Annotated in this window: 21 protein-coding genes; 16 read left to right on the top strand and 5 right to left on the bottom strand. The window is 70.0% G+C overall.

The annotated features are described in order from the left end of the window. Nucleotides 1–176: 176 nt before the first annotated feature. Together ACSHV8_RS17610 and ACSHV8_RS17605 are read left to right on the top strand one after the other, a co-directional pair. Nucleotides 177–443: a hypothetical protein gene (locus ACSHV8_RS17610; protein ID WP_436534370.1), complete on the top strand. Its 267-nt coding sequence runs from the start codon at nucleotides 177–179 to the stop codon at nucleotides 441–443. Between the two features lie 33 nt (nucleotides 444–476). Then, nucleotides 477–911 (top strand): DUF6228 family protein, encoded by a 435-nt coding sequence (locus tag ACSHV8_RS17605; RefSeq protein WP_436534368.1) that lies wholly within the window; start codon nucleotides 477–479, stop codon nucleotides 909–911. Between the two features lie 173 nt (nucleotides 912–1,084). Here the strand turns inward: ACSHV8_RS17605 and ACSHV8_RS17600 are convergent, their stop codons facing one another. From ACSHV8_RS17600 to ACSHV8_RS17585, 4 genes are all read right to left on the bottom strand, one after another. Further along, the gene (locus tag ACSHV8_RS17600) at nucleotides 1,085–1,651 is read right to left on the bottom strand and encodes a hypothetical protein (protein ID WP_436534367.1); all 567 of its coding nucleotides are present in this window, start codon (nucleotides 1,649–1,651) and stop codon (nucleotides 1,085–1,087) included. A gap of 100 nt (nucleotides 1,652–1,751) precedes the next feature. Continuing rightward, nucleotides 1,752–3,518, bottom strand: a complete 1,767-nt coding sequence (locus ACSHV8_RS17595) for a LamG-like jellyroll fold domain-containing protein (RefSeq protein WP_436534365.1) — start codon at nucleotides 3,516–3,518, stop codon at nucleotides 1,752–1,754. An 80-nt stretch (nucleotides 3,519–3,598) separates the two neighbouring features. After that, nucleotides 3,599–4,780, bottom strand: a complete 1,182-nt coding sequence (locus ACSHV8_RS17590; RefSeq protein WP_436534363.1) for an extracellular catalytic domain type 1 short-chain-length polyhydroxyalkanoate depolymerase — start codon at nucleotides 4,778–4,780, stop codon at nucleotides 3,599–3,601. Nucleotides 4,781–4,854: 74 nt separating this feature from the next. Continuing rightward, nucleotides 4,855–6,621: a flavin-containing monooxygenase gene (locus tag ACSHV8_RS17585; protein ID WP_436534361.1), complete on the bottom strand. Its 1,767-nt coding sequence runs from the start codon at nucleotides 6,619–6,621 to the stop codon at nucleotides 4,855–4,857. Nucleotides 6,622–6,730: 109 nt separating this feature from the next. On the opposite strand from ACSHV8_RS17585, the gene ACSHV8_RS17580 reads away from it, so the two are divergent. From ACSHV8_RS17580 to ACSHV8_RS17550, 7 genes are all read left to right on the top strand, one after another. After that, nucleotides 6,731–7,000, top strand: a complete 270-nt coding sequence (locus tag ACSHV8_RS17580; RefSeq protein ID WP_436534359.1) for a hypothetical protein — start codon at nucleotides 6,731–6,733, stop codon at nucleotides 6,998–7,000. A gap of 57 nt (nucleotides 7,001–7,057) precedes the next feature. Continuing rightward, on the top strand, nucleotides 7,058–7,354 hold the full coding sequence (locus ACSHV8_RS17575; RefSeq protein ID WP_436534357.1) for a winged helix-turn-helix domain-containing protein: 297 nt from the start codon (nucleotides 7,058–7,060) through the stop codon (nucleotides 7,352–7,354). A gap of 70 nt (nucleotides 7,355–7,424) precedes the next feature. Further along, a complete protein-coding gene (locus ACSHV8_RS17570) occupies nucleotides 7,425–8,336 on the top strand; it encodes an alpha/beta fold hydrolase (protein ID WP_436534355.1) in 912 nt (303 codons plus the stop codon). A gap of 70 nt (nucleotides 8,337–8,406) precedes the next feature. Then, nucleotides 8,407–9,606 (top strand): cytochrome P450, encoded by a 1,200-nt coding sequence (locus tag ACSHV8_RS17565; RefSeq protein WP_436534353.1) that lies wholly within the window; start codon nucleotides 8,407–8,409, stop codon nucleotides 9,604–9,606. Between the two features lie 5 nt (nucleotides 9,607–9,611). Next, on the top strand, nucleotides 9,612–9,809 hold the full coding sequence (locus ACSHV8_RS17560) for a ferredoxin (protein WP_436534352.1): 198 nt from the start codon (nucleotides 9,612–9,614) through the stop codon (nucleotides 9,807–9,809). Further along, nucleotides 9,806–10,930, top strand: a complete 1,125-nt coding sequence (locus ACSHV8_RS17555) for an NAD(P)/FAD-dependent oxidoreductase (protein ID WP_436534350.1) — start codon at nucleotides 9,806–9,808, stop codon at nucleotides 10,928–10,930. The genes ACSHV8_RS17560 and ACSHV8_RS17555 overlap by 4 nt, the downstream gene beginning before the upstream one ends. A gap of 160 nt (nucleotides 10,931–11,090) precedes the next feature. Beyond that, nucleotides 11,091–12,674 (top strand): peptide chain release factor 3, encoded by a 1,584-nt coding sequence (locus ACSHV8_RS17550; RefSeq protein ID WP_436534348.1) that lies wholly within the window; start codon nucleotides 11,091–11,093, stop codon nucleotides 12,672–12,674. Between the two features lie 197 nt (nucleotides 12,675–12,871). Here the strand turns inward: ACSHV8_RS17550 and ACSHV8_RS17545 are convergent, their stop codons facing one another. Continuing rightward, nucleotides 12,872–13,672 (bottom strand): SDR family NAD(P)-dependent oxidoreductase, encoded by an 801-nt coding sequence (locus tag ACSHV8_RS17545; RefSeq protein ID WP_436534346.1) that lies wholly within the window; start codon nucleotides 13,670–13,672, stop codon nucleotides 12,872–12,874. A 77-nt stretch (nucleotides 13,673–13,749) separates the two neighbouring features. Between ACSHV8_RS17545 and ACSHV8_RS17540 the strand changes: the two genes are divergently transcribed. The 7 genes from ACSHV8_RS17540 (at nucleotide 13,750) to ACSHV8_RS17510 (ending at nucleotide 20,078) form a co-directional block, all read left to right on the top strand. Then, nucleotides 13,750–14,319: a TetR family transcriptional regulator gene (locus ACSHV8_RS17540; protein ID WP_436534344.1), complete on the top strand. Its 570-nt coding sequence runs from the start codon at nucleotides 13,750–13,752 to the stop codon at nucleotides 14,317–14,319. Nucleotides 14,320–14,384: 65 nt separating this feature from the next. Next, nucleotides 14,385–15,482 (top strand): FAD-dependent oxidoreductase, encoded by a 1,098-nt coding sequence (locus ACSHV8_RS17535; RefSeq protein WP_436534342.1) that lies wholly within the window; start codon nucleotides 14,385–14,387, stop codon nucleotides 15,480–15,482. Further along, the gene (locus tag ACSHV8_RS17530; protein WP_436534340.1) at nucleotides 15,479–16,165 is read left to right on the top strand and encodes a GNAT family N-acetyltransferase; all 687 of its coding nucleotides are present in this window, start codon (nucleotides 15,479–15,481) and stop codon (nucleotides 16,163–16,165) included. The genes ACSHV8_RS17535 and ACSHV8_RS17530 overlap by 4 nt, the downstream gene beginning before the upstream one ends. Nucleotides 16,166–16,249: 84 nt before the next feature. Further along, the gene (locus ACSHV8_RS17525) at nucleotides 16,250–17,203 is read left to right on the top strand and encodes a MetQ/NlpA family ABC transporter substrate-binding protein (RefSeq protein ID WP_436534338.1); all 954 of its coding nucleotides are present in this window, start codon (nucleotides 16,250–16,252) and stop codon (nucleotides 17,201–17,203) included. 3 nt (nucleotides 17,204–17,206) lie between these two features. Further along, a complete protein-coding gene (locus tag ACSHV8_RS17520) occupies nucleotides 17,207–18,238 on the top strand; it encodes a methionine ABC transporter ATP-binding protein (protein ID WP_436534336.1) in 1,032 nt (343 codons plus the stop codon). Between the two features lies 1 nt (nucleotide 18,239). Then, nucleotides 18,240–18,899: a methionine ABC transporter permease gene (locus tag ACSHV8_RS17515; RefSeq protein ID WP_436534334.1), complete on the top strand. Its 660-nt coding sequence runs from the start codon at nucleotides 18,240–18,242 to the stop codon at nucleotides 18,897–18,899. 165 nt (nucleotides 18,900–19,064) lie between these two features. After that, the gene (locus tag ACSHV8_RS17510) at nucleotides 19,065–20,078 is read left to right on the top strand and encodes a LacI family DNA-binding transcriptional regulator (RefSeq protein WP_436534332.1); all 1,014 of its coding nucleotides are present in this window, start codon (nucleotides 19,065–19,067) and stop codon (nucleotides 20,076–20,078) included. Nucleotides 20,079–20,249 lie beyond the last annotated feature (171 nt).

Raw genomic sequence — 20,249 nt, 5'->3', positions numbered from 1 at the left:
GAATTCGAGTCAGGATCGGCGTACCGTTGATGGACACCGCGAGTTCGGCTCGGATCTTGAGCCTCTGGTCCAAGCGTTCTGCCCGATTGTGGTCTGACGCACCGTGCCGAGGCGCCAGGACCACATGACCAACCCTTACGCGACCACGTGGCGGGTGCGGTGCGTAACCCGCCTCCGTGTCTGAGGACAACTTCGCGATCAAGCTCACCGGGGACCAGGCGCTCGTCCTGTCGGACTGGCTCCACAGCATGATGATGGGCAGTTCCGAGTTCAACGAGCTCGTGAACCGGGACCGTGCAGTGTGGTCGCCGCTCTACGCGATCGCCGGCTCGCTGGACAAATCGCTCGTCGAGGTCTTCAGGCGCGACTACCGCAGGCGCTTGGAGGTTGCTCGCGAACGTCTCCTGGACACGCTGGGAGACGTCGGCCGACCGACGGTTTAGGCAGTTCCTCCCCTTTTGTCATACTGGCTTACCGTGAAGGAACTTTTCGTCCTGGGTGTGGCTGGCGGTGCTCGCTGGCTGATCCACCCGCTGCAGGATCCCTACGGGGACGGCTTCATCTACACGGCCGAGACGGAACTGCACCACGTCGGGCTGACGGCGAAGACCATCGCCAACATTGATGGGGTGTACGCCGAAACGTCGACGACGTTGTCCGGCTTCGTGGGAAGGCTCGCGGCGGACTGGCAGGGCTGGGACGGTCCGCGCACCTGGCAGTCGATGGAGCGCGAACTGACCCTCGATGCCCGGCACGACGGGCGCGGCCACGTGTCGCTCGGGGTGACGCTGCGGGCGCCGGACCGTGCCTGGGATGACACCGCCTGGTCGGCCCGGGTCGTGTTCGTGTTGGAGGCCGGCGAGCAGATGACCGGGCTCGCCGGGGATCTCGCTCACTTCCTCCGCTCGTAGCTGATGTTCCGCGCGGCCCAGGTCGAGGGGCGCCCTACCGGAGTCGGTCGGGGCGGACGACGATGGTGCTCACGGTTTCGTCGCGCCGGACCGCCGGGAGTGGTTTCTCGTTGCCGAGGTCGCGCCGCAGATGCTCGCGGATCCAGGACGCAGGCCGGCCTGGCCGGGGGAGATCAGTGCAGGTAGACGGGGAGCCAGCCCAGGTCGCGGTCGGCGTAGGCGGTGGTCCAGGCCGGGGCGCCGCCGCACCAGGTGGTGCCGATGTTGTGGTTGGCGTCGTACAGGTAGAGGCAGGCGCCCATGACGACGCTGTCGGCCGAGGTGTCGGTCGAGAGCCACGTGTAGTAGCTGGTGAGGCCCGGGGGGATCTGTCCGACGGCGGGTGAGCAGTTCTTGCCGGCCGGGGTGATCGCCCATTCGGAGCCGGCCGGGTTCGAGTATTTTCCGTACATCGTGTAGGCGCAGTCGTACGGTTCGGCGTTGACCGGCCACTGGCCGTTGAGGGCGATGCTCACCCGGAGGGTGAGGTGCCGGCCGTTGCTGGTCGCGGTCCAGGTGGCCCGGGTGCAGTATCGGACGAGGTAGTTGCCGTCCGGGCCGACGTTGTCGACCGAGTAGAAACAGGCTTTGTTGACGATTGTCGCGGCGGCGGCCGGGATTGCGGTCCCGGCCAGGCCGACGGTGAGGACGGCGACGAGGACGGCGGCACGCCTCAGGATGGTCTTCAGCAAGTTTCTCACCACTCCCTACTTCGACGGAGCTCGATGCGCGGGAGATTAGCATCCACAGTAGAGGGCCGGGGCGGACCGCCGCGCGTTGGCGGCCCGCCCCGGGGCCGGCCTAGCGGAAGCGGCCGGCCGGGAGGAACTGTTCGGGGCGCAGGGCGCGCGTGGTGATCCGGGTGTCGCCGATCCAGCCGTAGAAAGTCTGGTCGTACTGCAGGTCGAACGACGTCCCGCCGAGGGTGAACGGGCAGCCGAGGGTGGCGACGCCGTGGGACGGCTGGGTGGGGTTGCGGGCGATCTTCGAGCCGTTGACCCAGACGATGCTGCGTTTGCCGTCGTTGACGACGGCGACGTGGTGCCAGACGCCGACGGGCAGGGCGTGGCTCCACGACGTGGGGTTGTGGTCGCCGTCCTCGGTGTAGAGCACGTACTGCAGGAAGCGTTCGGGTGACAGGTTCAGGCTGCACGTCGGTTCGAGCGGGGACCAGCCGCTGTGCTTGCCGGCGTCGCCGCTGCGGCCTTCCCAGCTGAAGATGCCCATCCACGCGTGGTCGCCGACGTACGGGTCGGGCAGTTTGATGAACGTCTCGAACGTGTACCCGTCGAGGAACTTCTGGCTGTTCAGCGGGGCGTTCGCGGACGTCTGGAGCAGGCTGGAGACGCCGTCGAAGTAGACGCTGGAGTGGGCGGGCGCGCCGACGTGGTGTTCCGGGGAGACGGTCAGGCCGCCGGTGCCGGTCAAACGGCGTACGGAAAGGTCGTTGCCTTTGCCGGAAAGGTCTTTGACCGTGGTCAAAGAGCCTTCGAAACGCCAGTAGGCGGCGGTGTGCCGGTCGACGACCTGGGCGGCCGGGCGCGGCGCGGGCAGGACCGGCGGGGCGAAGTCGGCGAAGCGCGACTCGAAGTCGATCGCCAGGCTGAACCGGTCGACGTCGCTGGTCAGCTCGATCGTCTCGGCTTCGAGGGGGGTTCGCTTGGCCGTGTCGCGGTGCAGGAACCAGGGCGCGAACGTCTCCACGTCGATGCGCCCGCGCACCAGGTCGAAGTGGTAGAGGCGGATCATGCCGGCGCCGCCGTAGTACCGGTCCTGGTAGTTGGTGATGTGCACGTGCACGTCGTGACCGGCGGCGTTCTGGAGCACGGTCCGCCCGGGCGGCCAGTAGTGACCGTTCAGGGTCAGGAAGATCTGGTCGTTGTCCTTGATCAGGTTGTCCCAGAGCCGCTGACCGTTTCCGGACAGGTAGGCCCGGCCGCTGTCGTCGGCGTAGGCCAGGTCGTGGGTGGTCACGATCGCCGGCAGCGTCGGATGCGCCGCCAGGATGCCCCGCGCCCAGGTCAGGCCCGAGTCCGAGATGCGCCAGTCGAGGGCCAGGATCAGCCACTGCTTCCCGGCCGCGGCGACCCGGTGGGCGCTGTTGTAGCCGTCCGCCGACGATCCGAGGAAGGTCGCGGCGTGCCGGAAACGATCAGGACCGAAGACTTTCCGGTACGGCGTGTCACCGCGCTGATCGTCGGTCCCCGAACTGACGTCGTGGTTGCCGGCGAGCACGCTGTACGGCAGCCGCCCGTCGATCGCCGTGAACGTGCTCCCGGCCAGGGTGATCTCCTGCTCGGTGCCGTGCTCGGTGACGTCGCCCAGGTGGGTGAGGAAGGCGACGTTGAGGTCGGTGCGCTGCTCCAGCAGGTACTTGAAGGTGGCTCGCAGCGGGGCCGGGTCGGCGCTGTCGGCGTCGAACAGGTACTGCGTGTCGGGCAGCACGGCCAGCGCGAACCGCGGGTTGTGCGTATCGAACCGCGCGGGCGTGGCCTCGGCCGGTTCGGTGCCGAAAGCGGTGACGGCGGGGGCGGCGATGGCCGCGCGGAGGAGATTCCTTCGTTCCACGATGGACAAATATCTTCGGCGTACGGCAACGGCGGGCGGCCGTGAATCGTGCGGCCGCCCGCCGGATCGAGAAGAGTCGGCTAACACTGCCCGTCGGCGACCACGTAATAGTTCGGCCCGGTCTGGCGCAGCGTGTGCGTGGTGAACGTGTTCCACAGCCCCATCGCCTGGTTCGAGCCGTTGGCGTAGGTGCTGCCGCCGGACTGGTAGGCCCGCCCGGCCGTGGTGTGCGCGTAGTTGCTGGCCGTGAAGCACGGCTGTGCGGTGGGCGGGGTCGACGGAGTCGGGCTGGTGGAGGTCGGGGGAGTGGTTCCGCCGCCGGTCAGGCCCCAGGACTGGGCGATGTAGTACGACGAGCAGATCGAACTGATGTAGTACGTCCCGGTCGTCCCGCACTGGTTCTCGGCGCTGCCGGGTGCTACGGGTGTCCCGTGCGCGATGCCCTGCACCCGGTAGAGCGCGACCGCGTTCCCGTACTGCTCCACGGTCGTCGACCCGGGCAGCGTGGAGGTGGACGTCGGTGTCTGCGAGACGCCGGCCACGTTGGTCCACTGGTCACGCAGCTCGGTCGCGTTGGCCGGGACCACGGTCGTGTCCGAGGTCCCGTACCAGATGCCGACCTTCGGCCACGGCCCGGAATAACCCGGGTTCGCGGCCCGCACCAGGTCACCCCACTGCTTGGGCGTCTTGCTCTGCGCCTGGTACTGGCACACGGTCCCGCAGTTGTAGGGCAGTCCGGCCACCACCGCCCCGCCCGCGAATACGTCCGGGTAGGCGGCCAGCATCACCGCGGTCATCGCCCCGCCCGCGGACAGGCCGGTGACGTAGACACGGGACGGATCCGACCCGTACGCGGAAATGGCTTTGTCGACCATCTGTTTGATCGACAGCGCCTCGCCCTGGCCGCGGGCGATGTCCCCGGCCGTGAACCAGTTGAAGCAGGACAGCGAATTGTTGCCGCTGGTCTGCTCGGGGAAGACGACCGCGGCCCGGTAGAGATCGGCGTACTTGGGCCAGCCGGAGTGCGAGTAGTAGTCGGAGGCGCTCTGCGTGCAGCCGTGCAGGGCCACGACCAGCGGACGGCCGGTGGGCAGGCCGTCCGGGACGTAGGCGTACATGCGCAGCGCGCCGGGGTTGCTGCCGAACGAGCCGACCTGGGTGAGCGTGGCGGCGGCGTTCGCGGGGGAGAGCGGGGAGACCGCGAGGGCGGCGACGGCCAGCACTGCCGCGAGCAGTGCTGGCCAGAGCTTCCGGGGATTCATGTCGCGGACGTTACGGACCTGTGAACGTCAATCCCATGTGCCCGGACGCCACATCGACCCTCTTGAAAATGTGGTCAGCCCTCGTGAAGCACCTCGTCCAGGCCGCCGGACTCGCGCCAGTGCCGGAGCAGGTCGTGGAAGACGACCGGGCCCGGGCCGAACGAGTTGTTGACCGGGCGCGGCTTGCCCTCGCCGTTGTAGTAGCCCGGTGTGCACTCGGCCTGGAAGTTGAAGTTGTTCGGCGCGGTCTCGCGGATCGTGGCGATCCAGCGCTCCTCGGCCTCGACGGTCGGCTCGATCCAGCGGGCGTCACGCCGGGCGGCCTCGCCGACCACGGCCGCGATGTGCGACGCCTGCTCCTGCAGGACGTGGACGAAGTTGACGGCGGCCGCGTTCTGCAGCGAACCCAGGTGGAACAGGTTCGGGAATCCGTGACTGTAGAAGCCGTGCAGCGTGCGCGGGCCGTTGCGCCAGTGCCCGAGCAGGGGGAGCCCGCCTCGGCCGTACACCGGAAGGGTTCCGGAGATGACGCCGGAGATGCCGACCTCGAAGCCGGTCGCGAAGATGACGCAGTCGACCTCGTAACTGTTGTCGCCCACGACCAGCGACGTCTCGGTCATCGCGGTGATCCCACCGTGGTCGGCGGTGTCGACCAGGGTCACGTTGGGCCGGTTGAACGTCTGCAGGTAGAAGTCGCTGAACGTGGGCCGCTTGCACATGTACCGGTACCAGGGCTTGAGCGCCTCGGCGGTGGCCGGGTCGGTGACGATCTCGTCGACCCGTTCGCGGATCTCGTCCATCTTGCGGAAGTCGGCCAGCTCGTCCAGGTACTCGCGTTCCTCGGCCGTGATCGTCGTGTCGACCGTGCCGGTCAGCATCTGCCGCTGCAGGCGGGCCGTGCTGGTCCAGCCGTCGTCGATCAGGTCCTGCTCGACGTAGCCGCCGGTGACCAGGGCCAGGAAGTTCTCCATGCGGTCGCGCTGCCAGCCCGGTTGCAGCGACGCGGACCAGTCCGGGTCGGTCGGCCGGTTGCCGCGCACGTCGACCGAGGACGGCGTGCGCTGGAAGACGTAGAGGTGCTCGACCTCGGGCGCGATCGACGGGATGACCTGGACGCCGGTCGCGCCGGTGCCGATCACCGCGACGCGCTTGCCGGTCAGGTCGTAGCCGTGGTCCCAGCGGCTGGTGTGGAACGTGTGACCGCGGAAGTCGGCGATCCCCGGGATGCCGGGCAGTTTCGGCTGGGTGAGCGTGCCCGAGGAGACGACGACGTAGCGGCTGCGGAACTCGTCGCCGCGGTCGGTCCGCACGTGCCACTCGGCCGCGTCCTCGTCCCAGCGCAGTTCGGTGACGCGCGTGTGGAACATGGTGTCGGCGTACAGGTCGAACTGCTTGGCGATGGCCACGCAGTGCTGGCGGATCTCCTCGCCGGGGGCGTACCGCCACTTCGGGACGTACCCGACCTCTTCGAGCAGCGGCATGTAGACGGTCGACTCGATGTCGCAGTGCACGCCCGGGTACCGGTTCCAGTACCAGGTGCCGCCGAAGTCACCGGCCTCGTCGATCATCCGGATGCTCTCCACGCCGGCCTGCCGCAGGCGGGCGCCGGTCAGCAGCCCTCCGAAACCGCCGCCGATCACCACCGCCTCGACCCGGTCGTGGACGGTGTCGCGTTCGGTCCACTCGGTGTACGGATCGCGGGCGTAGTAGCCGAATTCGCCGGCCGCGCGCTGGTATTGAGCGGTTCCCTCCGGGCGGATGCGACGGTCACGCTCCGCTCGGTACCGGGCGCGCAGGGCCTCGAGTTCGTCGGGCCGATAGCGGTGGGGCGTGCTGGACATAGTGGTGCCTTTCACGGGGGTTCGTCCGGTACGGTGAGCCAACCCAAGGGCCACTTTTAAAGCAACTGATTGAACTAAACTGTGGTCCAGGCCACTTTGGAGGGTCGTCATGCGTTTGCTTGTCGTGGCTCCCAGTGACGAACTGACCGCGCACCTGAGCTTCGCCGGCTATCAGGTCAGCTCGGCCACCACCGGCGCCGGCGCACTCCGGCTCCTCGATCAGCACCACGTCGACCTGATCGTCGTCGACATCGAGATCCCCGACCTGATGGCCCTGGCCCGCAACCGCCCGGTCTTCACCGAACGCCCACCGGTGCTCTGCGTGACCGAGTGCGCATTCCTCGGCACCCTCGTCCCGGCCCTCGGCACCGAGATCTAGGACTACGTCACGCGGCCGTTCCACCGCGCCGAACTGCTCGCCCGCGTCCAGGTCCTCTTGAGGAACAGGGAAAGACACCTGCTTGAGTACGGCGATCTGCTGCTCGACGAGATCACGTACCAGGCCTGGCGCGGCGACCGTGCCCTGGACCTGACGCCGGCCGAGTACCGCCTGCTCCGCCACCTGATCCGCCACGCCGGGCAGGTCCTCACCAAGGAGCAGGTCGCCCGTCACGTCTGGCCGGACTCACACACCGGCAACGCCGTCGAACGCCTGGTCTCCCGCCTCCGCCACAAACTCGCCGCCCCCGACCCCATCCACACCCACCGCGGCTTCGGCTACCGCCTCCATTGACCGCCCGCGACCCGGCCGGACCGTGAGGCGAGGGGCGGCCGTCCGAAGTCCGATCTGGAATGATCGCGCGGTGGAGAGAGTGCTGCTGGACGACGTGACGGATGCCGGTGGGGTCGTTCGGGTCAACGGGGTTGATCTGTTCGTGCGGCGGTTCGGGGATCGGGCGCTGCCACCGCTGGTGGTGATCCACGGCGGACCGTCCTGGGATCACGGATACCTGCTGCCGACCATCGCCGAGCTGGCCGACGTGGCCCAGGTCGTCCTGTTCGACCTGCGGGGTTGCGGGCGCAGCCACCGCACGCCCCCGGCCGGGGACCTGCCGGAGAGCCAGCTGCAGCCGACCCTGTTCGCCGATGACGTCGCCGCGCTGATCCGGGCGCTGGGGGACGGGCCGGCCGATGTGCTCGGGTTCTCCTACGGCGGCCGGATCGCGATGCGCCTGGTCCAGCAGCACCCGGAGGTCGTGCGGCGGCTCGTGCTGGCGTCGACCACGGCGTACACCGACTACGAGAGCGAACTCGAAGCGTCCGAGGACTATCAGCAGCGCCGCGAGCTGTGCACCAACATCGGGTTCGACGATCCGCTGATGACCGACCCGGACGCGCCCGACGGTGCTCTGAGCCGGGCCATGGCCTACGGTGACGCGCCTCTGATGGTGTGGCGACTGGACCGGCTCGACGACTGGCATCGGATCCTCGACGGAACCCGGTTCAGCAACGACTTCAACGGGCCGTACTCCAGCGGAACCCTGCTGCCGGGCGGCCCGGCCGACTCCGACGAGGTGCTGAAGGACTGGGGCCGGCCGGTGCTGATCCTGCACGGCCTGCGGGAGATGGGTTTCCCGATCGGCACGGCCCGCCGCCTGCACGCCGCGCTGCCCGGCAGCACGCTCGTCGAGGTGCCGGAGGCCGCTCACATGGCCCACTTCGACAATCCGGAGCGCTGGCTGGCCGGGATCCGCGGGTTCCTCATCGGCGTGTGACCTGGACCACGTCAGGCTTCTGTCAGGTTCGTGTCCGGGTGATGTCAGGGCCGGCTGGTGGCATGGGGGCATGGTTGACGCCCCCTACTACCCGATGCGGCGGGACGCGCGATGCCCGTTCGCGCCCGCCCCCGCCCTGCGTGAGATGCCACCGGTCGGCAAGGTGCGGATCTGGGACGGCAGCGAGCCGTGGTTCATCACCCGGCACGCCGACCAGCGCGCGCTGCTCAACGACCCCCGGCTGAGCATCGACGAGAAGAAGCCCGGCTACCCGCACATGACCAGGTCGCGGGCCGCGGTCGCGCCGCACATCCCGGATCTGATCACGAACACCGACCCTCCGGAACACACCCGATTACGACGTACGGTAAATGGGCCTTTCATGGTCAAACGCGTCGAGGCATGGCGTCCGCGGATGCAGCGGGTGATCGATGCGTTGATCGACGAGATGCTGGCCGGGCCGAATCCGGCCGACCTGGTCCAGGCGATCGGGCTGCCGGTGCCGACGCTGGTGATCACCCAGATCCTCGGCGTGCCCTACGAGGACCACCGGTTCTTCCAGGACAGCAGCCGCCGCGCGATCAGCCACGACTCGGATCCGGCCGACGCCGCGGCCGCCGGTCAGGGCCTCGGCGAATACCTGAGCGCGCTGCTGATGCGCAAGATCGACGCGCCCGAGGACGACGTGCTGTCCGAGATGGGCGCGCGGGTCAGAGCCGGCGAGATGAGCCACGCCGAGGCGGTGACCATGGGCAGCGCCATCCTGATCGCCGGGCACGAGACCAGCGCCAGCATGATCTCGCTGGGCACGCTCGCCCTGCTGCACCACCCGGACCAGCTGGAACTGCTGCGCGAGCGGTCGGACGACGCCCGGTTCGTGGCCGGCGCGGTGGAGGAACTGCTGCGGTATCTGACGATCGTGCACAGCGGCATCCGGCGGATCGCCGTCGAGGACATCGAACTGCACGGAACGGTCATCCGGGCCGGTGACGGCGTAGTGTTCGAATTGGCCGGCGCCAATTACGACCCGGCCGAGTTCCCGTCGCCCGACGCCCTCGACCTGACCCGGCCGGCGCGTTCCCATCACGCATTCGGCTATGGCGCCCATCAATGCCTGGGTCAGTCGCTGGCCCGGGTGGAGCTGCAGGTCGTCTACGGCACGCTGTACCGGCGGATCCCCACCCTTGCGCTGTCGGTACCGTTCGAGGAGGTCGAGTTCGCGATGGAAGGCGTCGCCTACGGACTCCGGTCACTGCCGGTGCGGTGGTGACCGGCGTGAAGGTGGAATTCGACGAGCCGAAATGCGTGGCCGCCGGTCAGTGCGCGATGGTCGCCCCGGACGTCTTCGACCAGCGCGACGACGACGGCGTGGCGATCGTCCTGGACGACGAACCCGGCCCGGACCTCCATGAGGCCGTGCGGGAAGCGGCGGCGGTGTGCCCGGCCGCGGCCATCCGGCTGGTCGAACGGTGAGACGGGTCGTCATCGTCGGCGCCTCGGCGGCCGGGCTCGCCGCCGCCGAAACCCTGCGCCGCGAAGGCTTCCAGGGGACGGTCACGGTCATCGGGGAGGAGATCGACTTCCCGTACGACCGTCCGCCGCTCTCCAAACAGATCCTGGCCTCGGCGTGGGACGCCGACCGGCTGGCGTTGCGCACGCTCGAACAGCTGACCGCGTTGCGGCTGGACCTGCGCCTGGGCGTGAAGGCGGTCGGCCTCGACACAGCCGGGCGGGCCGTGCGCCTGGACGACGGGACGCCGGTTCCCTACGACGGGCTGATCATCGCCACCGGGGTGCGGCCGCGACGGCTGCCCGGGGCGGGCGGGCACGTCCTCCGTACCGTAAGAGATGCTCTTGAACTGCGGAAAGCCTTGCGTCCCGGCCGGCGGTTGACCGTTGTCGGTGCCGGGTTCCTGGGCGCCGAGTGTGCCGCCGTGGCCCGCGGCCTGGGCTGCGAGGTGACGATGATCGAGCCGGCGCCGGTCCCGCTCGCGCACGCCGTCGGCGAACCGGTCGGGCAGTTCCTGTCGTCGGTGCACCGGGCGCACGGCGTGGACCTGCGGACCGGAATCGGGGTGGACTCCCTGGACGATCCGCTGCTCGCCGGATCGGACGCGGTGCTGGTGGCGATCGGGTCGCGGCCGAACACGGAATGGCTGGCCGGAAGCGGGATGACCGTCGAGGACGGCGTGGTCTGCGATGCGTTCTGCTCGGCTTTTGAGAACGTCTACGCCGCCGGGGACGTCGCGCGGTGGCACAACCCGCTGTTCGGCGCCGACATGCGCATCGAGCACCGGACCAACGCCGCCGAGCAGGGCATGGCCGCCGCCCGCAACCTGCTCTTCCCGTCCGCGCGCAAACCGTTCGCCCCGGTTCCGTACTTCTGGTCGGATCGATACCAACTGAAGATCCACGCGTACGGGTACCTGCGCGGACACGACTCGACCGAGATCGCCGAGGGGTCGCTGGAGGACGGGCGCTTCCTGGCCGCCTACCACCGGGACGGGCGGCTCGTCGGCGCGCTCGCCGTCAACATGCCGCCCAAGGCGATCCGCCCGTGGCGTCAGGCCATCGCCCTCGGAACGCCGCGATGAGGGTGCGCGGGCGGGAGATAAGGTGTAAGGCGGGCCGGAGGCCTCGTGGGCGGAGTTCCCGCTCACACCTCGCGGGCGATCACCGCCCCCTACTACGGGATGCCGCCCGCGACGGGATACGGTTTCGCAGGTCGTAGACGTGGTTGTGGGGGAGCTGAGCGTGAGTCAGAACGTGCCGTCGGCGGAGAGCGTCGCTGTTGAGGCGGGCCGGAGGCGTACGTTCGCGGTGATCTCGCACCCGGACGCCGGTAAGTCGACCATGACCGAGGCGCTGGCGCTGCACGCGCGGGTGATCGGGCAGGCCGGCGCGGTGCACGGCAAGGGTGACCGCAAGGGTGTGGTGTCCGACTGGATGGCGATGGAGCAGGAGCGTGGCATCTCGGTCACCTCGGCCGCCCTGCAGTTCGAGTACCGGGACACCGTGATCAACCTGCTGGACACGCCCGGTCACGCCGACTTCTCCGAGGACACGTACCGGGTGCTGACCGCCGTCGACAGCGCGGTCATGCTGCTCGACGCGGCCAAGGGTCTGGAGCCGCAGACGCTCAAGCTGTTCGAGGTGTGCCGGCAGCGCAACATCCCGGTGATGACGTTCATCAACAAGTGGGACCGGCCGGGCCTGGACGCCCTGGCCCTGATGGACGAGATCGAGCAGCGGATCGGGCTCAAGCCGACCCCGCTGACCTGGCCGGTCGGCATCGCCGGGCACTTCCGGGGCGTGATCGACCGCCGGACCGGCCAGTTCGTCCGGATGGAACGCTCACCCGGTGGCGCCGACCTGGCCATCGAGGAGGAGATGACCGCCGAGGCGGCGGCCGAGCGGTTCGGGGAGGACTGGACGACCGCCACCGAGGAGCTAGAACTGCTGGAGCTGACCGGCGCCGACTTCGACGAGAAGGAGTTCCTGGCCGCCAAGAGCACCCCGGTGCTGTTCGGCGCGGCCGTGGCCAACCTCGGGGTCAGTCAGCTGCTGAACATTCTTCTCGAGCTGGCGCCGCCGCCGTCGGCCCGACCGACCGTGGCCGGCGACGAGCAGGCGGTCGAGGGCGCGTTCTCCGGGTTCGTCTTCAAGATCCAGGCGAACATGAACCGGACGCACCGCGACCAGCTGGCCTTCGTCCGGATCAACTCCGGCAAGTTCGAGCGCGGCATGATCGTCACGCACGCCGGCACCGGTAAGCCGTTCGCCACCAAGTATGCGCAGCAGATCTTCGGCCAGGGCCGGGACACCATCGACGAGGCGTACCCCGGTGACGTGATCGGCCTGGTCAACGCCACCTCGCTGGGCATCGGCGACACGCTCTACCAGGGCTCCCCGGTGCAGTACCCGGCGCTGCCGTCCTTCCCGCCGGAGCACTTCGCGGCCGTGACCGCGTCCGACACGTCGACCTACAAGCGTTTCCGGCGCGGCATCGAGCAGCTCGACGGCGAGGGCGTGGTCCAGGTGCTGCGTTCCGAGCAGCGCGGCGACGGTGTCCCGGTGTTCGCCGCGGTCGGGCCGATGCAGTTCGAGGTGGCCACCCACCGGCTCGAAGCCGAATTCGGGGTCAAGGTCCAGCTCAACCATTTGCCGTACGAGGTGGCGGCCCGCACCGACGAGGCCGGCCGCGAGATCCTGCGCACCGAGTCGAACGTCGAGGTGATGACCCGCGTCCGCGACGGCGCCCTGCTCGCGGTCTTCCCGCACCGCTGGCGCATGCGCACGATCGCCGGCCGCCACCCCGACCTGCGCCTCGACGCCTGACCCGCCCCGATCCGAGCCGCCCCGCCCCGACCCGAGCCGCCCCGGGCCGGGCCGGGTCGGTCTGGTGAGCCGCGGCGCCGCGACCGTGACCGCTCCGGCCCGGTGAGCCCGAGTGCGGCCGCGGCCCGAGGGGTCGACTGTGCCCCCCGCCGCAAAAAGCGCCGGGCCCCTGTCTCAAGTGGCGCCGCGCTCCCGCCTCAGAACGCGCCGCGGACCGTGCCGCCGTCGACGCGAATGGTGGCGCCGCTGATGTACTCCGCGTACGGACTGCACAGGTAGGCGACCGCACCCGCGATCTCCGCCGGCCGCCCGTACCGGACCCGGTCGTTGGGGACGATCTCGCGGACCGAGTTGTACTCGATCTCCTCCCACGTCGAACCCCACCCGCGCTCCGGGGCCAGCTTGGTCAGGAATTCCTGCACGGCCGGGACCAGGATCGCGCCGGGGGACACCACGTTCGACGTGACGCGGGTGCCGGCCAGGTCGCGGGCCAGGGAGACGGCCAGGTTGTGCCGGGCGGCCAGCGACGCGTTGTAGTGCGGGTGGTTGTCGAACGGCTGCACGCCGAGTCCGCCGCCGATGGTGACGACGCGGCCGTAGTCACGGTCGCGCATGGCCGGGACGAGACGCTGGATCATCCGTACGCCGGAAACGACGTTGATGTTGTAGGTGTTGAGCCAGATGTCAGCGGTCGCGGCGGCCCAGTCGAGGTGCTCGTAGGCGCCGGCGTTGTTGACCAGGATGTCGACGTGACCGCCGGCCAGCGCGCCCGCGGCGACCGCGTCGGCTCCCTGGTCGGTGGTGAGGTCGCCGATGGTGACCGATGCCTTCCCGCCCTGCTCGATGATCGAGTCGGCGACGGCCCGGGCGCGTCCGGCGTCGCGGCCGTGGATGACGACCTCGGCGCCCTCGGCGGCGAGCAGGCGGGCGGTGGTCTCGCCGAGCCCGGAGGTCGAGCCGGTGATCAGCGCGCGGTGGCCGCTCAGCTGCAGGTCCATGGTGTGCTCCTCGGTAGGAACTGTTGTCTACACCTGTAGATTACGGCGGCCAAGTCTGCGTCTGTAGACTTTTCCGTATGACGCCCGCCACTCGCCGTCCGCGCAACGCGGCGGCCACCCGCCAGGCCATCCTGACCTCGGCGATCACCGCTTTCACCCGCTTCGGGTACGACGGTGTCGGCGTCCGTGACATCGCGGCCGACGCGGGTGTGACGGCGATGCTGGTGAACCGCTACTTCGGGTCCAAGGAGGGGCTGTTCACCGAGGTGGTGGACGCGTCCTTCGCCCCGCCGACGATGGTTCCGGGTGGTGAGCCCGGCGATCTGGCCGCCGAGATCGCCCGCGCCCTGGTCGACCGCACGGCTCCGGACGCCGAGCACCTCGGCCCGTTCGAGCTGATGATCAAGTCGGCCGCCAACCCGCGGGCCGCCGAGATCATCCGGGCCGGCATCGAGAAGCACGTGGGTGCCCGCTTCACCGCCGCCCTGACCGGGCCGGACGCTCAGGAGCGCGCCGAGACGGGCCTGGCCCTGCTGGCCGGCACCTGGCTGATGCGCCGGCTCATTGCCACCCCGGCCCTGCGCGACGCCGACAGCGACCGTCTGACCGGTCGCCTCACCCGGATGCTGGAGGTGGTCGTCGAGTGATCCGCGCAACGCCCTACTAAACCTATGGCACTTGTAGGTTTAAGGTGCGTGGGGGAGGTGCTCGGATGGGCTCACTGGATGCCGACGTCATAGTCGTGGGTGGCGGCGCCATCGGCTCCGCCGCCGCCTGGCAGCTGGCGCGGCGCGGGGTCGACGTGGTGCTGCTGGAGCAGTACACGGCCGGCCACACGAACGGCGCCTCGCACGGCGCGTCCCGGATCTTCCGGCTGTCGTACCCGGACGCCCTGCACATCGGCCTGGCCCGGGAGGCCCGCGACCTGTGGCGCGAGCTCGAGGACACGACCGGCGAGCAGCTGCTGACGGTGACCGGCGGCGTCGACCACGGCGCCCATCCGGGCCTCGACTCCTTGGCCGCGGGACTGACGGCCGAGAACGTCGAGCACCACTGGCTCACCCCCGGGGAGGCCGCCGAGCGCTGGCCCGGCCTCCGCTTCGACACCCGCGCCCTGTTCCACCCGGACAGCGGCCGGTTGCACGCCGACCGTTCGGTATCCGCGCTTCAGGCCGACGCCGAGAAAAACGGTGCTTCGGTACGGCATGAGACCCCCGTCCGCGCGATCGAACTCCTCGGCGACGACACCGTCCTGGTGCGCACCGACGCCGGTGACCTGCGCGCCCGGCGCGTCGTCGCGGCGGTCAACGGCTGGGCCGCGAAACTGCTCGGCCATCTGATCCCGCTGCCGCCCCTCCGGGTGACCCAGGAGCAGCCGGTCCACTTCGGCGCCCGTGTGCCCGAGCGGGACTGGCCGAGCTTCGGGCACCGCTCGGCCGACGCGTTCCACCCGCTGATCTACGGGCTGGCGACTCCGGGGGAGGGGATCAAGGTCGGCTTCCACGGCGCCGGTCCGGTGACCGATCCCGATCACCGCGACTTCCGGCCCGAGCCGGCGCAGCTGGCCGGCCTGCAGGAGTACGCGCGTCGCTGGCTGCCCGGCGTCGACCCGGACGACGTGACGCCGATCAGCTGCACCTACACGACGACGCCGGACGAGACGTTCGTCCTGGACCGGCACGGCCCGCTGGTCGTGGCCACCGGTTTCTCCGGGCACGGCTTCAAGTTCGTCCCGGCGATCGGCCGAGTCCTGACCGATCTGGCCCTGGACGGGCCGCGGCCGGACCGGCGATTCGCGTCGATCCGATGAGCGATGTGCTCGACCGGGCGTCGTGGGCCTCGCTGACCGGGCCGCACGCTCATCTCGCCGAGGGCGCCGGATGTGCGCGCCGTTATCCGGCCGACGTCTCACCGATCATGGCGGTTCCGCCCGTACAGAATAATCGGGTTTGGGGTGATCTTGCGGCTCTCGTCGGGCCGGGCGGGATCGCGCGCCTGTCCTGCGACATCGCACCGCCGCCGCCCGGGTGGATCGTGGAGCACCGCGGCGAGGGCGTCCAGATGGTGGCCGGCGATCGGCTGCACACCGAGGTCCCCGACGACGTGGTCACCCTGGGCGCCGACGACGTGCCGGAGATGCTGGACCTGGTCGCCCGGACGCGGCCGGGCCCGTTCGAGGCCGGCACCTACCGACTCGGCAATTATTTAGGGGTACGTCGTGACGGCGCTCTGGTCGCGATGGCCGGCGAGCGCGTCCACCCGCCGGGATGGACCGAGATCAGCGCGGTCTGCACCGACCCGGCGTTCCGCGGTCAGGGGCTGGCGTCGACGCTGGTCCGCGCGGTCGCGCACGGCATCCGGGAGCGCGGCGAGACGCCGTTCCTGCACGCCGCGGGCGGCAACGTCAACGCCATCCGGCTGTACCGGTCGATCGGGTTCGAGCTGCGCCGTACCCGTCACTTCACCGTGCTGCGCGCGCCGGGCGCCGATTAGACCTACCCCACATTTCTCCTATCGGAGATGTGGGCTATGGTGGCTCCACCGCATCACCTCGATCACCACTTCGGAGCCATACCCATGTCTGACCAGTCCGACCAGCCGGTTCTGCCCACCCGCAAGCGGAGCCGCTGGCCCTGGATCGCCGCCGCCGCGGTCGTCGTCGTGGCCGCCGGTGCCGTCATCGGCGTCGTCGCCACCCGCGACGACTCCGACGACACCGCCGCCGGCGCGACGAAGACCGAGACCGTGCGCATCGGCGTCGCCGACGCGTCGTCGCCGTACTGGAAGACCTACACCGACCTGGCCAAGCAGAAGCTGAACGTCAATGTCGAGCTGGTCAACTTCAGCGACTACAGCCAGCCGAACCCGGCACTGAAGCAGAAGCAGCTGGACCTCAACCAGTTCCAGCACATCCAGTACCTGGCCAACTACAACGTCACCGCCAAGGACGACCTGCAGCCGATCGGATCCACCGCGGTCTACCCGCTGCCGCTCTACTCGCTGAAGTTCAAGTCGGCGGCCGAGTTCCCGGCCGACGCCAAGGTCGCCATCCCCAACGACGCCATCAACCAGGCCCGCGGCCTGCTCGTGCTGCAGGCGGCCGGGCTGGTCACGCTCAAGGGCGGCGGCAGCGCGTTCTCCGGCGTCAGCGACGTCGAGACGAAGAAGGTCGACGTGGTCACCCTCGATGCATCGCAGACCGCCGGTGCGCTGCAGAGCGGCTCGGTCGTCGGCGCGATCGTGAACAACAACTACGCCACCAGCGCCAAGCTCCCGCGCGACGCCGCGATCTTCCAGGACGACCCGGCCAGCGACAGCGCCGCGCCGTACGTGAACATCTTCGCCGCCCGCGCCGCCGACAAGGACAACCCGACCTACCTCAAGCTGGCCGAGCTTTACCACGACCCGTCGGTGGAGAAGGGCGTGCAGGACGACAACGGCGGCGTCGCGGTGCTGCGCACGGTGTCCGCTTCTGATCTGCAGGCGCTGCTGACGAAGGTCCAGGACCAGGCTGTCGCGGCGGGTAAGTAACCCGTGTCGCACGTACGTCTGGAGAATGTCTCCAAGTCGTTCACCCGGGGCCGTGACCGGTCCCGGGTGGTCGCCCTGGACGACGTCAGCCTGGAAGTCGCCAAGGGCGAGGTGTTCGGGGTCATCGGCCACTCCGGCGCCGGCAAGAGCACACTGATCCGGCTGATCAACGGGCTGGAGACACCGACCACCGGCAAGGTCTGGGTCGACGGCCGGGACATCGCCGCGCTGTCCGAGAAGGATCGGCGCGGCACCCGCCGCGACATCGGCATGATCTTCCAGCAGTTCAACCTGTTCCGGTCGCGCACGATCGCCGGCAACGTGGCCTACCCGCTCAAGGTCGCCGGCGTCGGCCGGGAGGAACGGGACCGCCGGGTGGCCCGGCTGCTCGACTTCGTCGGCCTGCTCGACCGCGCCCACGACCACCCCGAGCAGCTCTCCGGCGGGCAGAAACAGCGCGTCGGCATCGCCCGGGCCCTCGCCACCGAGCCGTCCCTGCTGCTGGCCGACGAGGCGACCAGCGCCCTCGACCCGAAGACCACGACCGAGGTCCTGGCTCTGCTCGGCCGGGTCAACCGCGAGCTCGGCGTGACCATCGTGCTGATCACGCACGAACTCGACGTGATCCGGACCGTCGCCGATCGCGTCGCGGTCATGGCGTCCGGCAAAATCGCCGAAACCGGTTCGGTGTACGACGTTTTCGCGCACCCCAAGAGCACGGTCGCGGCCGACTTCGTCCGGGGCGCCCTGCGCGACCGGCCGTCGGCCGAGACACTGGCGCGGCTGCGCCGTACCCACGAGGGCCGGATCGTCTCCGTCGCCGTCCGCGACGAGCCCGGATTCCAGACCGCCCTGGCCCGCACGTTCCTGGACCACCGGGTGGCCGCCGGAATCATCTTCGGTGGCGTCAGCGAACTGCAGGAGCGGGCCGTCGGCAGCCTCACCTTCGAGCTGACCGGCCCGGACCCGGACATCGACGCGGCGCTGACCGCCCTGCGCGCCGACGGCGTGGACGTGACCGAGGAGAACGACTGACGTGGACGAATTCCGTACCAACCTGCCGGAGTTCTGGAAAGCGATCGGGCAGACGTTCTACATCGTCGGCATCTCGGTCGTCGTCGCCGGACTGCTCGGGCTGGTCCTGGGCCTGGTGCTCTACGCCACCCGGCCGGGCAGCCTGCTCGCCAACCGGCCGCTGTTCATCGGCGTCAACATCCTGGTCAACATCGTCCGGCCGATCCCGTTCGTGATCTTCCTGCTGGCGCTGCAGCCGCTGATGCTCGCCGTCATCGGGACGACCATCGGGCAGGAGGCGACCACGTTCGCGCTGAGCATCGGCGCGTCCTTCGCGGTCAGCCGGATCGTGGAACAGACCCTGCTCGCCGTCGACCCGGGCGTGATCGAGGCGGCCCGGGCGGCCGGGGCGCGTCCGCTCAGCATCCTGCTCACGGTCGTCGTGCCCGAGGCGCTCGGACCGGTCATCCTCGGATACACGTTCATCTTCGTGGCCGTGGTGGACATGTCCGCTCAAGCCGGTCTGATCGGTGGTGGCGGGCTCGGCAGTTACGCGGTGACCTACGGAGCGCAGCGCTACAACTGGCCGGTCATCTACATCACCGTCGCCGTCATCATCGTGATCGTCCAGGCCGGTCAGTTCCTCGGAAACTTCCTGGCCCGGCGGGCCCTGCGGCGCTAGCCGTCGCCGTCCCGGCACCGTTCCACCCGCCGCCGGTCGCCTTTCCTGCGCTCGATTTTTTCGCGGGCGGTCGCCGCCACCGTCGCGGCGACCGCATCGGTGCCGGTCGGCGGCGCCCCGGGATGACATACTGAGGCCCTTCGCCGACTGCGCACCCGGAGTGACATGCCCGCCGACGATCCGGCCGTCCGGCTGCCGACCCTGAGTCAGGTCGCGGCGCTGGCCGGTGTCAGCCTCAAAACCGCCTCCCGGGCGCTCAACGACGAGCCGAACGTGGCCGAAGAGACCGGTCGGCGAGTCCGTGCCGCCGCCGAACAGCTCGGCTATCGGCTCAACGGCCTGGCCCGCGAACTCCGCCGCGGCGGCACGTCCGCCATGGTCGGCCTGATCAGCGGCGACCTGGCCAACCCGTTCTACTCGGCCGTGGCCAGCGGCGTCGAACGCGAACTGCGCCGCCACGGCCTGCTGCTGGTCACCGCCAACAACGACGAGGACGTCGCCCAGGAACGCCACCTGGTCAACGTCTTCCTGGAACGCCGCGTCCGCGCGCTCCTCGTCGTCCCGAGCGGCGGCGGCCAGGAATACCTGGCCCGCGACGACATCAGCGGCGTCCCCGTCGTCTTCCTGGACCGCCCACCCGAAGGCCTGGCCGCCGACAGCGTCCTCATCGACAACGACGGCGGCGCCCGCGCCGCCGCCGCCCACCTGCTCGCCCGCGGCCACCGCCGCATCGCCCTGGTCGCCGACCTGGCCCGCACCGCCTCCCAGCGCGCCCGCATCAACGGCTTCGCCGCCGCCATGCAGGCCGCCGGCAACCCCGACTGGGACCGCTACCTGCGCACCGACGTCCACGACGCGGCCACCGCCGAACAGACCATAGGCGCACTGCTCGCCCTCGACGAGCCGCCGACCGCGCTGTTCACGACCAACAACCGGCTGACCACGGGCGCGCTGCGCGTCCTCGCGGGCCGGGCCCGGCCGCCGGCCCTGGTCGGCTTCGACGACTTCGAACTGGCCGATGTGGTCGGCACGACGGTGGTGGCGCATGACATGGTGGCGCTGGGGCGGGAGGCCGCTCGGCTGGCGTTTGCCCGGATCAGCGGGCATGCCGGGCCGCCACAGACCGTGGTGATTCCGGCTTCGTTGATCGCTCGGGGGTCGGGGGAGATCGCGCCCTGAGGTCGCCGCCGGTTCAAGGCGCGGGCTTCCGGTGGCGCGGGCTTCCAGCGGCGCGGGCTTCCAGCGGCGCCGGCTTCCAGCGGCGCCGGCCGACAGGTGTCCGCGCAGGCCCAGCCGGGTGCCGCGGGTCTTCCGGCCGCCGACACCTGGTCCCCGCCCACCTCAGGGGGC

It is taken from the genome of Actinoplanes sp. HUAS TT8, from assembly GCF_051380535.1.
In the GTDB taxonomy this organism is placed as follows: Bacteria; Actinomycetota; Actinomycetes; order Mycobacteriales; family Micromonosporaceae; genus Actinoplanes.
The sequence above is the reverse complement of the archived record's forward strand: the minus strand, read 5'-3'. Positions and strand labels throughout refer to the sequence as shown.

Coding starts and splice junctions, on each gene's coding strand:
- ACSHV8_RS17510 (WP_436534332.1), top strand. CDS start 19,065: ATGCCCGCCGACGATCCGGCCGTCCGGCTGCCGACCCTGAGTCAGGTC.
- ACSHV8_RS17540 (WP_436534344.1), top strand. CDS start 13,750: ATGACGCCCGCCACTCGCCGTCCGCGCAACGCGGCGGCCACCCGCCAG.
- ACSHV8_RS17535 (WP_436534342.1), top strand. CDS start 14,385: ATGGGCTCACTGGATGCCGACGTCATAGTCGTGGGTGGCGGCGCCATC.
- ACSHV8_RS17525 (WP_436534338.1), top strand. CDS start 16,250: ATGTCTGACCAGTCCGACCAGCCGGTTCTGCCCACCCGCAAGCGGAGC.
- ACSHV8_RS17565 (WP_436534353.1), top strand. CDS start 8,407: ATGGTTGACGCCCCCTACTACCCGATGCGGCGGGACGCGCGATGCCCG.
- ACSHV8_RS17530 (WP_436534340.1), top strand. CDS start 15,479: ATGAGCGATGTGCTCGACCGGGCGTCGTGGGCCTCGCTGACCGGGCCG.
- ACSHV8_RS17580 (WP_436534359.1), top strand. CDS start 6,731: ATGCGTTTGCTTGTCGTGGCTCCCAGTGACGAACTGACCGCGCACCTG.
- ACSHV8_RS17585 (WP_436534361.1), bottom strand. CDS start 6,621: ATGTCCAGCACGCCCCACCGCTATCGGCCCGACGAACTCGAGGCCCTG.
- ACSHV8_RS17545 (WP_436534346.1), bottom strand. CDS start 13,672: ATGGACCTGCAGCTGAGCGGCCACCGCGCGCTGATCACCGGCTCGACC.
- ACSHV8_RS17590 (WP_436534363.1), bottom strand. CDS start 4,780: ATGAATCCCCGGAAGCTCTGGCCAGCACTGCTCGCGGCAGTGCTGGCC.